Origin of the sequence: Streptomyces sp. NPDC050287 (genome assembly GCF_044459385.1) — a bacterium.
Taxonomy (GTDB): Bacteria; Actinomycetota; Actinomycetes; order Streptomycetales; family Streptomycetaceae; genus Streptomyces.
This window is the reverse complement of sequence record NZ_JBITIY010000001.1, coordinates 461,206-474,865: the sequence shown is the minus strand read 5'-3', so window position 1 is coordinate 474,865 and position 13,660 is coordinate 461,206. Positions and strand designations below refer to the sequence as shown.

11 protein-coding genes are annotated in these 13,660 nt (G+C 72.5%); 5 read left to right on the top strand and 6 right to left on the bottom strand.

The annotated features are described in order from the left end of the window. Nucleotides 1-40: 40 nt before the first annotated feature. Nucleotides 41-2,125: a YhgE/Pip family protein gene (locus ACIBK3_RS02115; protein ID WP_399360919.1), complete on the bottom strand. Its 2,085-nt coding sequence runs from the start codon at nucleotides 2,123-2,125 to the stop codon at nucleotides 41-43. Next, the gene (locus ACIBK3_RS02110) at nucleotides 2,097-2,834 is read right to left on the bottom strand and encodes an ATP-binding cassette domain-containing protein (RefSeq protein ID WP_399360917.1); all 738 of its coding nucleotides are present in this window, start codon (nucleotides 2,832-2,834) and stop codon (nucleotides 2,097-2,099) included. Before ACIBK3_RS02110 ends, ACIBK3_RS02115 begins: the two co-directional genes overlap by 29 nt. 193 nt (nucleotides 2,835-3,027) lie before the next feature. On the opposite strand from ACIBK3_RS02110, the gene ACIBK3_RS02105 reads away from it, so the two are divergent. The 3 genes from ACIBK3_RS02105 to ACIBK3_RS02095 all read left to right on the top strand — a co-directional run bounded on the left by ACIBK3_RS02105 (nucleotide 3,028) and on the right by ACIBK3_RS02095 (nucleotide 5,296). Continuing rightward, the gene (locus tag ACIBK3_RS02105) at nucleotides 3,028-3,594 is read left to right on the top strand and encodes an SAV_6107 family HEPN domain-containing protein (protein WP_399360915.1); all 567 of its coding nucleotides are present in this window, start codon (nucleotides 3,028-3,030) and stop codon (nucleotides 3,592-3,594) included. Nucleotides 3,595-3,789: 195 nt separating this feature from the next. Further along, nucleotides 3,790-4,617: a methyltransferase gene (locus ACIBK3_RS02100; protein ID WP_399360913.1), complete on the top strand. Its 828-nt coding sequence runs from the start codon at nucleotides 3,790-3,792 to the stop codon at nucleotides 4,615-4,617. A 289-nt stretch (nucleotides 4,618-4,906) separates the two neighbouring features. Then, nucleotides 4,907-5,296, top strand: coding sequence for a DUF3040 domain-containing protein (locus tag ACIBK3_RS02095; protein ID WP_399360911.1), 390 nt, complete (start codon nucleotides 4,907-4,909; stop codon nucleotides 5,294-5,296). A 686-nt stretch (nucleotides 5,297-5,982) separates the two neighbouring features. Here the strand turns inward: ACIBK3_RS02095 and ACIBK3_RS02090 are convergent. From ACIBK3_RS02090 to ACIBK3_RS02075, 4 genes are all read right to left on the bottom strand, one after another. After that, a complete protein-coding gene (locus ACIBK3_RS02090; protein ID WP_399360909.1) occupies nucleotides 5,983-8,373 on the bottom strand; it encodes a DUF3488 and DUF4129 domain-containing transglutaminase family protein in 2,391 nt (796 codons plus the stop codon). After that, nucleotides 8,370-9,734: a DUF58 domain-containing protein gene (locus ACIBK3_RS02085; protein ID WP_399360907.1), complete on the bottom strand. Its 1,365-nt coding sequence runs from the start codon at nucleotides 9,732-9,734 to the stop codon at nucleotides 8,370-8,372. Before ACIBK3_RS02085 ends, ACIBK3_RS02090 begins: the two co-directional genes overlap by 4 nt. Continuing rightward, the gene (locus ACIBK3_RS02080; protein ID WP_399360905.1) at nucleotides 9,734-10,771 is read right to left on the bottom strand and encodes an AAA family ATPase; all 1,038 of its coding nucleotides are present in this window, start codon (nucleotides 10,769-10,771) and stop codon (nucleotides 9,734-9,736) included. The genes ACIBK3_RS02085 and ACIBK3_RS02080 overlap by 1 nt, the downstream gene beginning before the upstream one ends. 237 nt (nucleotides 10,772-11,008) lie before the next feature. Beyond that, a complete protein-coding gene (locus ACIBK3_RS02075; protein WP_399360903.1) occupies nucleotides 11,009-11,578 on the bottom strand; it encodes a beta-class carbonic anhydrase in 570 nt (189 codons plus the stop codon). A gap of 440 nt (nucleotides 11,579-12,018) precedes the next feature. Here ACIBK3_RS02075 and rsmH point away from each other — a divergent pair, with 440 nt between their 5' ends. Both rsmH and ACIBK3_RS02065 read left to right on the top strand, forming a co-directional pair. Next, a complete protein-coding gene (rsmH, locus tag ACIBK3_RS02070; RefSeq protein ID WP_399360901.1) occupies nucleotides 12,019-12,978 on the top strand; it encodes a 16S rRNA (cytosine(1402)-N(4))-methyltransferase RsmH in 960 nt (319 codons plus the stop codon). Between the two features lie 52 nt (nucleotides 12,979-13,030). Then, the gene (locus tag ACIBK3_RS02065) at nucleotides 13,031-13,660 is read left to right on the top strand and encodes a septum formation initiator family protein (RefSeq protein ID WP_399360899.1); all 630 of its coding nucleotides are present in this window, start codon (nucleotides 13,031-13,033) and stop codon (nucleotides 13,658-13,660) included.

The following is a 13,660-nucleotide window of genomic DNA, read 5'->3' as shown; positions in this document are numbered from 1 at the left end:
AGCGTGCCCTGAGAGGTCACCGAACGGCTCACAGAACGCTTCAAAGGGTCAGCTCCGGGTGCAGCCGGTCGAGGGTCCACACCTGGCGGCGCCGTGCCGATACGGCGGTGAGCGCGAGGGCGCCGACGGTGAAGGCCGTCAGGACGGCACACGCCTGCCACACCGGGCCGAGGCCACCGCCCGTGATCAGCCTGCGCAGGGCTTCGACGACGTAGCTCATCGGCAGGAAGGGGTGCAGCGCGTTGAAGAAGCCGGGGCTGGTCTGCACGGGGTACGTGCCGCCCGCGGACGTCAGTTGCAGCATCAGCAGTGCCAGGACGAGGATCCGGCCCGCCGCTCCGAAGCGCGCGTTCAGCCACTGCACGATCGCCGCGAAACACGCCGTCACCAGGAACAGGAAACCCACCGTGCCGGCCGCCCGCGCCATCTCCAGGCCGACCGCCCAGTGCAGCACCGACATCAGGGCCGCCGTCTGCAGCACCCCGACCGCCACCACCGGCAGCCAGCCCGCCAGCGCGATCCGCCAGGCCGGCGCGCCCACGGCCAGCGCCCGCCGGTTCAGCGGCGTGATCAGCATGTACGCCACCATCGCGCCCACCCACAGGGACAGCGGGATGAAGTACGGGGCGAAACCGGTGCCGTAGTTGGGCGCCTTGTGCAGGTCCCTGGAGGCGAGCCGGACCGGGTCCGCCATCACCTCGGTGCGCCGGTCGCGGTCCTTCTTGTCGTAGTCGGGGATCCGCTCGGCGCCGTCGTGCAGACCGTCGGAAAGCTTCCCGGAGCCGTCGACGAGCTTGTACATGCCGCCCTTCAGGTCGTCGGCTCCCGTCCTGAGGTCACCGACGCCCGCGTCCAGCTCCGACGCGCCGGTGCCGGCCGTCCCGAGCCCCTTGTGCAGCTGCCTGGCGCCGACGGCGACCTTCCCGGCGCCCTCGTTCAGCTCGTTGATCTTCGACACGGCGTCGTCGAGGTCCTCGGAGAGACGCGGGGCGCGGTCGGCGAGCGCCCGGGCCTGCCTCTGGAGCGTGCCGAGGTCGGCGTCGAGCTTCTTCAGGTCGCCGTTCTGGTCCGCGATCAGGGTGTTGAGGTCGTCGGCGACCTTCGCCACGTCGGTGGCGGCTTGCGCGGCCTTCTTCAGGTCGGCGCAGGCGGCGTCCGGCAGGACCGGGTCCTCGCAGCGTGCCGTGTGGACGGCGTTCAGCGTGGCGGAGGCAGCGTGCGCCCCTTTGGCGGCCGTCGGGGCCGTCCTCACCAGAGTGTCGAGGTTGTGCCGGATCGCCCCGGACGAGTCGGCGACCAGCCGGGCCGTGTCGCCGATGGTCTTCTCGTTGTCCTCCAGGAAGGGGCCCACCTTGTCCGCGACACCGTTGACCTTGTCGGCGAGGACCTGTGTGCCCTGCGCGACCCGCCGAGAGCCGTCCTCCAGGTCGCCCGCGCCCGTGTCGAGCGTCGCCAGCCCCTTCGACAGCCTGCCGCTGCCCTTCTTGGCCTCCGTCAGCCCGTCGGCGAGGTCCTGGGAGCCCTTCTCCGCCTTGCCGAGGCCGCCTTCGAGGTCGTCGGCCCCCTTCGCGGCCTTCACCGTCTCGCCGTGGATGTCCGAGAAGGAGATGAAGATCCGGTCCAGGAAGGACCGCGAGGCCTTGGTGGACGCGGCCGTGCGCACCTCGCTGAACACCGTCCGCGAGATCTGGCCGACGATGTAGTTGTTCGCGTCGTTGGTGCGGACCTGGAGCGCGCCCGTCTCGGGGGAGTCGCCCGAACTGGACGCGATGCGCCTGCTGAAGTCGGCCGGCATGGTCAGCGACAGGTAGTACCTGCCGTCCTCCACGCCCGCGCGTGCCTCGGCGGCGCTCACCTCGTGCCACTCGAAGGTGTCACTGTCGCGCAGGCCCTCGGTGATGTCCTCGCCCGCGGTGAGCCGCTGCCCGTCGGTCCGCGCTCCCTTGTCGTCGTTCACCAGGGCGACGGGGATGCGGTCGAGGCGGCCGTAGGGGTCCCAGAAGGACCACAGGTACAGGGCGCCGTACAGCAGCGGCAGGACCAGCAGGGCGACCAAGGCGGCGCGCGGCAGCTTTCCCCTGCCGAAGCGGCGCAGTTCAAGCGCGGCCAGTCGCGGCGAGCGCATCGGCCTTCTCCTCCGTCTCGTCCGGCTTGCGGGTGGACACCGTGACGGCGCCTTCGGGTGCCTCGGCGCCCACCGCGAGGACGGTGGTGCCGGCCTCGGCGATCGACGTCAACAGCCCCCAGACCTCGGCCCGTTCGGCCGCGGACAGCTTCAGGTCGGTGTCGTCGACGCCGAGCAGCCCCGGCCGTCCGACGAGCGCCAGGGCCACCGACAGCCGCAGCGCCTCGACCCGCTCCAGATCGCGCACAGCGGTCCGGGAGCCCTTGGGCAGGGCCTCGAGGTCGAGGCCGGCCGCGGCGAGCGCGCTGCCGACGAGCAGCTTCGTCTCGTGCGCCCGCTCCGCGCGCGGGCGCAGCAACTCCCGTACCGGCCCGCCGTACCGGCGCTGCAGCAGGGCCCGCTCGTGCAGGTGCTCGCCGACGGTCAGGGCCGGATCGAGGTCGGCGACTCCCGAGACGTGCGCGAGCGCGCTGACGCGGCGCACGGCCTCCATCTGCTTCGGCAGCCGCGCGGTCCCCACGATCGCCGTCCCCTCGGTGGCCTTCATCCGCCCGGTGAGCGCGAGCAGCAGGCTCGTGCGGCCGGAACCGGACGGGCCAGCGACCGCGATCAGCGACCCGGGCTCGGCGTCGGCGTCGACGCCCTGGAAGGCCCATCCCCGCGGGCCCCTGAGCCCGAGGCCTGCTGCTGTGACGCGGACGCCGCCCACAGTGCCCCCTGTTCGCGATCCTGTTGGTTCCGGTGGGTATTTGAACTGACTGGTCAGTGCAAAAACTAACCCGAACTCTCGTTTGAAGCAAAAGGCCAGGTCAGAACGGATTGTCAGTGCCATACCTCACGATGGGTTCATACGGCACCCCGTATCGGGGCGATGCCGTCACGCAGACGACAGGAGGTTCGTCATGGCCAACTACCACGCAGCCGCCGCCCGTCGGCGCCGCGCCACCGGCCCTGCCCCCTCACTGACCGGCCCGGCGAGCGACGTGCACCCCGTGCTGCGCCGGGCCACGGCCCCGCCCGCCGCCCTCGACCTGCTCGGCCAGGCCCGTGCCGGACTGGACGAGGCCGCCGCCCTGGAAACCCCGAACGAGCGCTACGCGACGGCCCACCTCGCCGCCCTGCGCACCGCCGCCGCCGTGCTCGCCGCCCGGGGGCGCCCGGAGTCCTCACCGCGTCGCAGAGCCAAGATCCGGAGCGCCTGGGAAGTGCTCCCCGAAATCGCGCCCGAGCTCGCCGAGTGGAGCGCGCTGTTCGCCTCCGGGGCCCGGCGCCGCGCCCGGGCCGAGGCGGGCATCCAGGGCGCGGCCAGCCGCCGGGACGCCGACGACCTGATACGTGACGTGGCGATGTTCCTGCGCCTCGTCGAGCGGATGCTGGTGCTCCAGCCGGTCCTGCCGCAGCCACGCCAGGACACGGAGCAGCCGCGGAACCGGAACCGAGCCGACCGCGACTTCCCGGACGCGGGATGACCCAGCGCGCTGACCGCCGCGAGGGCCGCGCTGTGAGACGTGCGCGGGGGCCGGCCCCGCGGTGACCGGCCGCGGCGTCGGAGGCAATAGGGTGGGAAACGCCTGAAGTCTCTCCCGTCCCGCGCCTCGGGGCGGGGAGGCGCCCCGTTCGCTCCGCCGCGCAAGAGGCGGTGCCGCGCCGAGGAGTCAACTGCCGTGTCGGACCCGATGCGCCCGCCCGTCTCCCCTCACCGCCCCCCGACGGCGTCGCTGCGCTCCGACCCCTCCAGGCCCCGCGCCTCGCTCCGTACGGCGGTGGTCTGGGAAGTCCTCCAGGACGCCCTCGACCGCCGGGTCAAGGCCACCGGACGCCAGGCGCTGGACGTCCTCGACACCGGAGGCGGCAGCGGCAACTTCGCGGTGCCCGTCGCCCGCCTCGGCCATCGCGTCACCGTCGTCGACCCCAGCCCGAACGCGCTGTTCGCCCTGGAGCGCCGCGCCGCCGAGGCCGGTGTGGCCGACCGGGTCCAGGGCGTCCAGGGCGATGCCCACGGCCTCTTCGAGGTGGTCGAGCGCGGCGGCTACGACGCGGTGCTGTGCCACGGCGTCCTGGAGTACGTGGACGACCCCGCCGAGGGCGTCCGCAACGTGGTGGCCGCCCTGCGCGCCGAGGGCGTCCTCAGCCTGCTCGCGGCGGGACTGGGCGGTGCTGTGCTCGCCCGCGCCCTCGCCGGCCACTTCAAGGAGGCCAGGCAGGCCCTCGACGATCCCAACGGCCGCTGGGGCGAGGGTGACCCGGTGCCGCACCGCTTCACCACCGAGCAGCTCACCGGGCTGGTCGAGGGCGCGGGCCTCATGGTCGCGGCCGTGCACGGGGTGCGGGTCTTCGCCGACCTCGTCCCCGGCGTGCTGGTCGACACCGAGCCCGGTGCGCTGGAGGCCCTGCTGAAGCTGGAGGAGGCCGCGGCCGAGCTCCCTGCCTTCCACTCCGTGGCAACACAGCTTCATGTGCTCGGTGAGACCCGCGGGGACGGCGAGGTCTGAGCGCATTCCGCGGGCGGGGCCGCGGGGGCGCGCCGCTGATCAGGGACTTGCGTGCGCATGGAGTACGCCACAGGCCACCCGATCGGGCGCGGTGCGCCGTATGATCGAGGGAGACCGCCCGGCATGACGGGTCGGCTGCTGGGGAATGGAGTCCTCAGCGAGCCGGGTGTTCATGGCGGAATCCGGTTGGCCAATTGGCGTAGAGGGGCGGGTTTCACGGGGGCGATTCCCTGCCTATCCTGAAGGGACCCCCTAGTCGCCCCGGCGACTGCACGATGAGGAGGACTCCGTGCCGCTCTCGGAGCACGAGCAGCGAATGCTCGAGCAGATGGAGCGAGCGCTGTACGCCGAAGATCCCAAGTTCGCGTCGGCGCTCGAGGGAAGCGGGCTGCGTACGTACACCCGGCGGCGGGTCTACCAGGCGGTCGCGGGCTTCCTCGTAGGTATCGCGCTCCTCATGGCCGGCATGGTCGCCAAGCAGGTGTGGCTCAGTGTGGTGGGCTTCCTGGTCATGCTGGGTTGTGCGGTGCTCGCGGTGACTGGCTGGCGCAAGGCGCCCAAGCCCGGTGAACAACCGGCCACCGGTCCTCAGGCCCGCCGGCAGGGACGGCAGCGGCGCTCCATGATGGACCGGATCGAGCAGCGCTGGCAGCGGCGCCGCGACGAACAGGGCCATTAGCTCACCGGCTCGACCAGCAGCTCTCGCAGACATGTGAGGGGGTGACCACCCGCCCGGTGGTCACCCCCTCACGTATGCCCTGCGGGCCGGTGCCACCCACATGCCCTGCGGGCAGCGGAGCCCCCACGGATCCTGGCAGCAAGGCCCGTCGTGCCCTGCGGGCAGCGGAGGCTCCCAGGGGTCCTGCGGGCAGCAAGGTCCGGCCCTTGGGTCCTGCGGGCAGGTGCTACCGACATGTCCTGCGGGCGGGAAAGCCCCGTGTCAAGCGGGCCGATGCTGACCACATGTCCTGCACCTGCGGGGAGGAAGGCTCCGCCTGTCCTGCGAGTGGGGAGCTCTCGCATGTCCTGCTCGCCGGTGCCGCGCCCATGTTCTGCGGCCCGGAAGTCGCCTCGTGTTCTGCGGGCAGGGGAGCTCTCGCGTGTCCTGCTCGCCGGTGCCGCGCACATGTTCTGCGGCCCGGAAGTCGCCTCGTGTCCTGCGAGCAGGGGAGCTCCCGCGTGTCCTGCTCGCCGGTGCCGCGCACATGTCCTGCGGCCCAGGAAGAGTCCCCTCATGCCCTGCGGGCAGGGGAGCCCCGCATGTCCTGCGGGCCGGTGCCACGCACATGTCCGGCAGGCAGGGCAGCCCCGCATGTCCTGCGGGCCGGGGAGCCGCGGCGGTGTCCTCGGCTCCCCGGCCCCGCCTCAGCTCTCCTGCCCCGACGGCTTGCGCAGGTGCGGCCGGGCCGCTGCCGCGCGGGCCGTCAGGCCGGTCCACCACTCCGACAGCGCCCACACCACGCGCACGGTGGAACGCGGGGCGAGGACCGCGCGCAGCCGGGTACTTCCGCTGACCGTGCTCCCCAGCGCGGCGACGGCCCGGCGGACGTCGTCCGCGAGGCCCGCCGTCGGGCGTGGCCGTGGCGCGTAGAGGACCTGCTCCACGGCGTCCGCCACCCGGTGCACCGAAGCCGCCGCCGTCGGATCGAGATGCCCGATCCGGATGATCCGGGCGGCCGCCCTGCGCGGGGTCTGCGAGTCGTCCGGCGCGATGCCGAAGTCCCACGCCGCATCGGTCAGCTCCTGCCAGACCGCCAAAGTGGCCGGTGCCACGGCGGCCTCGCCGCGACCGTGCCCGCCCAGTCGTACCGCTCTTGTCCGCATCCGCCACAGCATGGGCGCCAGCGGTATCGCCAGGGCGGCCAGGCCCCCGAGGACCCACGCCAGCAGCACGTACCACTTCGGGCCGTCGTCGTTCGCGCTCAGCGCGGCCTGCGGGGACTGGCTCGCGCAGCCGTCCAGCCTCCGCTGCTGCGGGGTGCAGGACGCGTCGGCCGAGGCCGACGCGGAAGGCGCCGTGCTCGCCGACTGGGAAGGCTCCGTCGGGTCGGGCAGGGTGTTCCCGGACGCGTCCGGGACGGTGTACGAGGGCACCGTGCCCCGGTTCGGGGTCGGCTCGAAGCGGGTCCAGCCCACACCCTCGAAGTACAGCTCGGGCCAGGCGTGGGCGTCCTTCAGCCCCACCGACACGGTCCCGTCCGCCTGTGGGGAACCGGGTGCGAAGCCCACCGCGACCCGGGCCGGTATGTCCAGGGAGCGGGCCATCGCCGCCATCGCGAAGGAGAAGTGGACGCAGAAGCCCTGCTTGTCCTTCAGGAAGCGGGCGATCGCCTGCGAGCCGCTGCCGACCTGCACCTGGGTGTCGTACTGGAAGCCGCCGGTCACGGCGAAGTAGTCCTGGAGCGCGACCGCCTGCTCGTACGGGTTTCTCGCGTTCGCGGTGACCTGGCGGGCCGTCTCGCCCACCACCGCCGGCAGTGACTTGGGCAACTGGGTGTACTCGCGGACCAGGGCCGGCGGCGGGTTCGGCGCCGAGGCGAGCTGCTCGGCCGTCGGCTGCACGTCCAGGCTCTTGACCTCGTACGTCAGACCCCGGGTGTTCTGGCCGTGGTCCCCGACGAGCGTCATGCCCTCGGGCTCGTAGCGCCAGTTGCCGCCGATCCGGACACCGCTGGGCGGATACGGCATCGGCAGCCAGTCCTGGGCGTACCAGTTCGCCGCCGAGACGGTGGTCCGGTTCTCCGCGCGCCGGACGTCGGGGGCGAGACCGACGGGGGTCGGGAAATCGCCCTTGGGAACGGCGGTGATGGACCGCTTGGACGGTTTCCAGGTGGTGCCGTCGAAGTCGTCCAGGGAGACGATCCGCAGGTAGAGGTTGGAGACGTCCGCTTCGGAGTCGGGGCGCAGGGAGAGAACCGTTCGGTCCTCGTCCACATTGAGACTGTCGCGCAGGGACACCAGCGGGTTGACCGCGGAGATCGTGCCGCCGCCCCCGGTGCCGGAACCCACGCCCTTCCCGGCGGCGTCCAGCAGGCCGCCGTTCATCGAGGGCAGGGCGAGCGGCACCACGAGGGCAACGCCCAGGGCGACCACGCCGATGCGCCGCCCGGTACGGACCGGGGCCACCACCCCGGACTCCTCGCCCGGGACGCGCGCGGCCCCGCCGAAGACCCGGCCCCACTGCGACAGCCGCTCCCGCCCCTCGGCCAGGAGGAGCAGCAGATAGCCCGCCGCCGCGACCAGGAACCAGAGCCAGTCGCTGCCGCCGTCGGACAGACCCGCGGCGACGGAGTACAGGGCGAGCAACGGCAGACCGGCCGGGGCCGCGCTGCGGAAGGTCACCGCCAGGGTGTCCACCGCGAGCCCGATGATCAGCACACCGCCGACGAGCATCAACCGGATGCCGTCGGACTCCAGCGGCGCCGGGATCGCGTACCGCGCGATGTCGTCGGAGCCCAGCTGCAGCAGGTCGGCGAAGTGCCGGAAGGCGTCAGGGCCGGGTACCAGCCCGACGAAGGCCTGCTCCCGGGCGAAGGTCACGGTCAGCAGGAGCAGCGTGACCAGGGCCTGCGCGGCCAGGGTCAGCGGCCGGGCCAGCGGCACCCGCCGGGTCGCCGCACCCACGCCCGACTGCACCGCCAGCAGGAAGCCGGCCTGCAGGATCCAGGTGGCCGGCCGGACCAGCGGCAGCAGGGCGCACGCGGACATCAGCGTGGCCGCCCAGGCGCACAGCGCCAGTCGTGCCCGCCCGCTCATGACCATGCCTCCCCGCTGCCGAGCGCACCGACGCCCGTCCGTTCACGCTCCGCCTGGCGCCACAGGTCGTTCAGCGAGGCGCTCCGGGGCACGCTCAGCGCCGTCCAGCCCGCCTCGCGAAGCATCCGCAGCCGCTCCTCGGTCCTGTCCAACGGACCGGCCACATCGCCCGGTTCCCGCGTCCAGCCGTCGCTGTCCAGCACGAAGGCGACCGCTCCTCCACTGCGTTGCCGCATCTTCCCGGCGATCGCGGCCTGCTCCTCGTCGAGGTCGCCGAAGAAGGCCACCAACAGCCCCTCGTTGCCGCCGCGCAGCACGTCGTAGGCCCGGGACAGGCCCGCGCCGTCCGAGTGGTCGATCACCGCGAGGGTGTCCATCATCAGCCCGGCCGCGTCCGCCGTCTCCTGGCTGGCGCCCGCGAAACCGTCGGCGCCCTCGCCGGGCACCGAGTTGCCGGTGTCCGTCAACAGCCGCACCGAGAAGCCGCGTTCGAGCATGTGCACAAGGACCGACGCGGCGCCCGAAACAGCCCACTCGAAGGCCGAGTCGGGACCCGCGCCCCGGAAGGCGAGGCCCCGGGTGTCCAGCAGGACCGTGCAGCGGGCGCGCTGCGGCTGCTCCTCGCGGCGGACCATCAACTCGCCGTAGCGCGCGGTGGAGCGCCAGTGCACCCGGCGCAGGTCGTCGCCGTAGCGGTAGCCGCGCGGGATGATGTCGTCCTCGCCGGCCAGCGCCAGCGAGCGGTTGCGTCCGTCGCCGTACCCCTTCGCCTCGCCGCTGAGCCGCACCGGCGGCAGCGGCTCCACGCGCGGGATCACCGTCAGGGTGTCGTACGTCGAGAAGGACCTGGTCAGTTCGCACATGCCGAACGGGTCGGTCAGGCGCAGCTGCAACGGGCCCAGCGGGTAGCGGCCGCGCAGGTCGGAGCGGACCCGGTAGGACACCTCGCGGCGGCCGCCCGGCTCCACGCGGTCCAGTACGAAGCGGGGACGCGGGCCGAGGACGTACGGCACCCGGTCCTGGAGCATCAGCAGGCCCGTGGGCAGCCGCGAGACGTTGTCCATCCGCAGATGGACCCGGGCCTCACTGCCGGCCGGCACGCGCGCGGGGGACAGCCGGCGGCTGCCGGCCACCCGGTAGCGGGTACGGAAGAGCACGCCGGCGCAGAGCAGGGGCAGCGCGGCCAGCAGCAGTCCGACCCGCAGCAGATCGCTCTGGCCGAGGACGTAGGCGCAGACGGCGGCGGCGATCCCGGCCGCGAAGAAGGAGCGGCCACGGGTGGTCAGACCGGCCAGCGCCGTGCGCAACCCGCCCTTCTCGCCGCGGTCCTCCTCCGCCTGCCCACTCGCCCCGGTGGACATCACAGCCTCCGCGGCGGCGGCTGCTGGCCGAACGCCGTGGCGCCGCGGGCCACGCCGAGGCCGCCCTGCTGGGGTGCGGCGGGCAGCGGGGTGCGCTGCAGGATCTCCTGCACGACCTGCTCGGCCGTACGGCGGTTCAGCTGGGCCTGGGCGGTCGGCAGCAGACGGTGGGCCAGGACCGCGACGGCGAGCGCCTGCACATCGTCCGGCAGCGCGTACTCCCGGCCGCTGAGAGCCGCGGAGGCCTTCGCCGCGCGCAGCAGATGCAGCGTCGCGCGCGGGGAGGCCCCGAGTCTGAGGTCCGGGTGGGTGCGGGTGGCGGCGACCAGTTCCACCGCGTACCGGCGGACCGGGTCGGCGACGTGGACGCCGCGGACGGCGTCGATCAGCTTCACCACGTCGTGCGCGTGCGCCACCGGCTGGAGGTCGTCCAGGGGGTTGACCCCGCCGTGGACGTCGAGCATCTGCAGCTCGGCCTCCGCGCTCGGGTAGCCGATGGAGACGCGGGCCATGAAGCGGTCGCGCTGAGCCTCCGGCAGCGGGTAGGTGCCCTCCATCTCGACCGGGTTCTGGGTGGCCACCACCATGAAGGGGCTGGGCAGTTCGTAGGTCTGCCCGTCAATGGTGACCTGGCGCTCCTCCATGGACTCCAGGAGTGCCGACTGGGTCTTCGGCGAGGCGCGGTTGATCTCGTCGCCGATCACGATCTGCGCGAAGATCGCGCCCGGCTTGAACTCGAAGTCCCGGCGCTGCTGGTCCCAGATGGACACACCGGTGATGTCCGAGGGCAGCAGGTCGGGCGTGAACTGGATGCGGCGCACGGAGCAGTCGATGGACCGCGCCAGTGCCTTGGCGAGCATGGTCTTGCCGACGCCGGGGACATCCTCGATCAGAAGATGGCCCTCGGCGAGCAGTACGGTCAGCGAAAGCCGTACGACCTCGGGCTTGCCCTCGATCACACCCTCCACAGAACTGCGGACACGCTCCACAGTGGCGGTCAGATCAGTGAGGCTCGCTCGATCGTCATAGGTCGTCACCCGGCCCTCCTCGGCCCGTTCTTTCCGAGCCGACGCACTCGATGCGCGACCGGCCCACCTCGAAACACGGACACCACGCGTGAAGAGTTCCGCGTGACGCCACACCCGCATTCTTGCTGCCGTTACCGATTCGTGTCACTCGCCTGTGGACAACTGCCCGCGATATGTCGGGGCTTGCGGTCTTTTGGGCACCTCGGGGCCGGGAATCGACAGCGAAACGACAGGTGTGGCGGACGGTTACGCGGGGTCGACGGGGGGCTGTCCGGGGTCGATCTCGCGCAGCAGGCCGGTCTTCACGTCGAAGACGAAGCCGCGCACGTCGTCGGTGTGGAGCAGGAACGGCGAGGTGCGCACCCGCTGCATCGACTGCCGTACGTCCTGGTCGACGTCCCGGAACGACTCCACCGCCCAGGCCGGCCGCTGGCCGACCTCCATCTCCAGTTCAGTGCGGAAGTCCTCGGTGATCGCCTCCAGACCGCAGCCGGTGTGGTGGATCAGCACGACACTTCTCGTGTCGAGCTTGCGCTGGCTGATGCTGAGCGACCGGATGACGTCGTCGGTGACGACCCCGCCGGCGTTGCGGATGGTGTGACAGTCGCCGAGCTCCAGGCCGAGCGCGGCGTGCAGGTCGAGCCGGGCGTCCATGCAGGCCACCACGGCGACGTGGAGCACGGGACGGGCGTCCATGCCCGGATCGGTGAAGGCGGCGGCATACTGCTCGTTCGCCTTGACGAGACGGTCGGTGACAGAGCCGCCGGTGCTTATGGCGGCTTCGGAGCCTGTGGGAAGCGATGCGGAAGTCGTCATACCCATGACGGTACTGGTCACGGTCGCGTGTGGCCTGGTGTGAGGAAGGACAAAGAACGCCGACGACCGTTGTTGTGAGCTAACCCACACAGGTGGCGTAAGCGCGGCCATACGGGTGTTTCCTCACGCTTCGTCGTATCGATCGCACCGGGTCCCGCGACGCGCAGGCCGGTTGATTGACCGCGAGACACCGTGGACTAAAGTGACGCGAAGCGGGAGGCGAGGCCTCCCTGCGGACTGATTTCCCCCGGAGATCCCGGCGATTTTCCGGAGATCTCCCCACGTACGCGGCGCGTACGTACGGCTCGGCCTCCTCCCGCTCCCGGCCGGCTGACGCTTTGGGCGCCGGCAGGCCTTCCCTTCACCGGGGTCCCCCAGCTCGCTGGGGAGGGCGGGGACCCGGCGGTGCGTACCGCCCGTGCCGGACCTGAGAGGGCCCCTTGAGCCAGCAGAGTCGACACGTCCCGGTGATGCTCCAGCGGTGCCTGGACCTGTTGGCCCCCGCCCTGCAGGCCCCCGGAGCGGTGGTCGTCGACTGCACCCTCGGCCTCGGCGGCCACAGCGAGGCCCTGCTGGCGCGGTTCCCCGAGGCCCGGCTCGTCGCCCTCGACCGCGACAAGGAGGCCCTGCGCCTGTCCGGCGAGCGGCTCGCGCCCTACGGGGAGCGCGCCACCCTCGTGCACGCGGTCTACGACGAACTCCCGGACGTCCTGCGCAGGCTCGGCGTCCCGCGGGTCCAGGGCGTCCTTTTCGACCTCGGCGTCTCCTCCATGCAACTGGACGAGGCCGACCGCGGCTTCGCCTATGCCCGGGACGCCCCGCTCGACATGCGCATGGACCAGACGACCGGCATCAGCGCCGCCGAGGTCCTCAACACCTACCCGCCGGGTGAACTGGTGCGGATCCTGCGGGCGTACGGCGAGGAGAAGCAGGCCAAGCGGATCGTGGCCGCGATCGTGCGGGAGCGGCAGAAGGAGCCGTTCGCGGGCAGCGCGCGGCTTGTCGAGCTCATCCGGGACTCGCTGCCGCAGGCCGCCAAACGCACCGGCGGCAACCCGGCCAAGCGCACCTTCCAGGCCCTGCGCATCGAGGTCAACGGTGAACTCTCCGTCCTGGAGCGGGCGATCCCGGCCGCGGTGAAGGCGCTCGACGTCGGCGGGCGGATCGCCGTGCTGTCGTACCACTCGCTGGAGGACCGGCTGGTCAAACAGGTGTTCGCGGCCGGTGCCGCCACCACCGCGCCGCCCGGCCTGCCGGTGGTCCCCGAGCGCTACCAGCCCCGGCTCAAGCTCCTCACGCGCGGTGCCGAACTTCCCACCGAGGAAGAGGTCACCGAGAACCGCCGGGCGGCACCGGCGCGGCTGCGCGGGGCCGAGCGCGTCAGGGAGGACGTCGGGTGAGCGAGCCGGGGACAGCCGGGACAGCGGGGACAGCCGACCCAGGGGAGGGCGTGTGCGCAGGAAACCCCAACTGAGGGGCAGGGCCGCCCGTCTGGCGCGGCTCATCCCGATGACCGCGGGCCCCGGCCAGGCCGCCCGCGCCCCCTTCGTCCTCCTCGTCGTGCTTCTTCTCGGCGGTGGCCTGATCGGTCTGCTCGTGCTGAACTCGGCGGTCTCGGAAGGGTCGTTCAAACTCGGCGACCTGAAGAAGGAGACGAAGAACCTCACCGACGAGGAACAGGCGCTCCAGCGGGACATCGACGCCTACTCGGCCCCCGACGCCCTCCAGCGCCGCGCCCGGGAACTCGGCATGGTGCCCGGCGGCGACCCGGCCTTCCTCGACCCCGACGGCACTGTCAAGGGCGTACCGAGTCCCGCCTCCGGCGCCCAGCAGGCCTCCGTGCGCTTCCCCCTCGTCCTGGCCCCCGAGGCGTTGGGCACCGCGGCCCACCCGAAGCAGGCCACGGTCCCGGCGCCGACGGCCGCTCTCACCGCCCCGGAGTCCGTCCCGCCGGCCCGAACCGCCCGGCCCGCCGGGGCAACCCCGACCTCCTGGACCTCCACGACCGCCCCGACCTCCCGGTCCTTCACGGCCCGGACCCAGCCCCAGGCCCAGACCGCGACCCCGACCCCCGGCAGGTGA

Excerpts from the sequence above, each read along its gene's own strand:
- ACIBK3_RS02075 (WP_399360903.1), bottom strand. The coding sequence starts at position 11,578 with ATGACGACTTCCGCATCGCTTCCCACAGGCTCCGAAGCCGCCATAAGC.
- ACIBK3_RS02090 (WP_399360909.1), bottom strand. The coding sequence starts at position 8,373 with ATGAGCGGGCGGGCACGACTGGCGCTGTGCGCCTGGGCGGCCACGCTG.
- ACIBK3_RS02105 (WP_399360915.1), top strand. The coding sequence starts at position 3,028 with ATGGCCAACTACCACGCAGCCGCCGCCCGTCGGCGCCGCGCCACCGGC.
- ACIBK3_RS02115 (WP_399360919.1), bottom strand. The coding sequence starts at position 2,125 with ATGCGCTCGCCGCGACTGGCCGCGCTTGAACTGCGCCGCTTCGGCAGG.
- ACIBK3_RS02085 (WP_399360907.1), bottom strand. The coding sequence starts at position 9,734 with ATGTCCACCGGGGCGAGTGGGCAGGCGGAGGAGGACCGCGGCGAGAAG.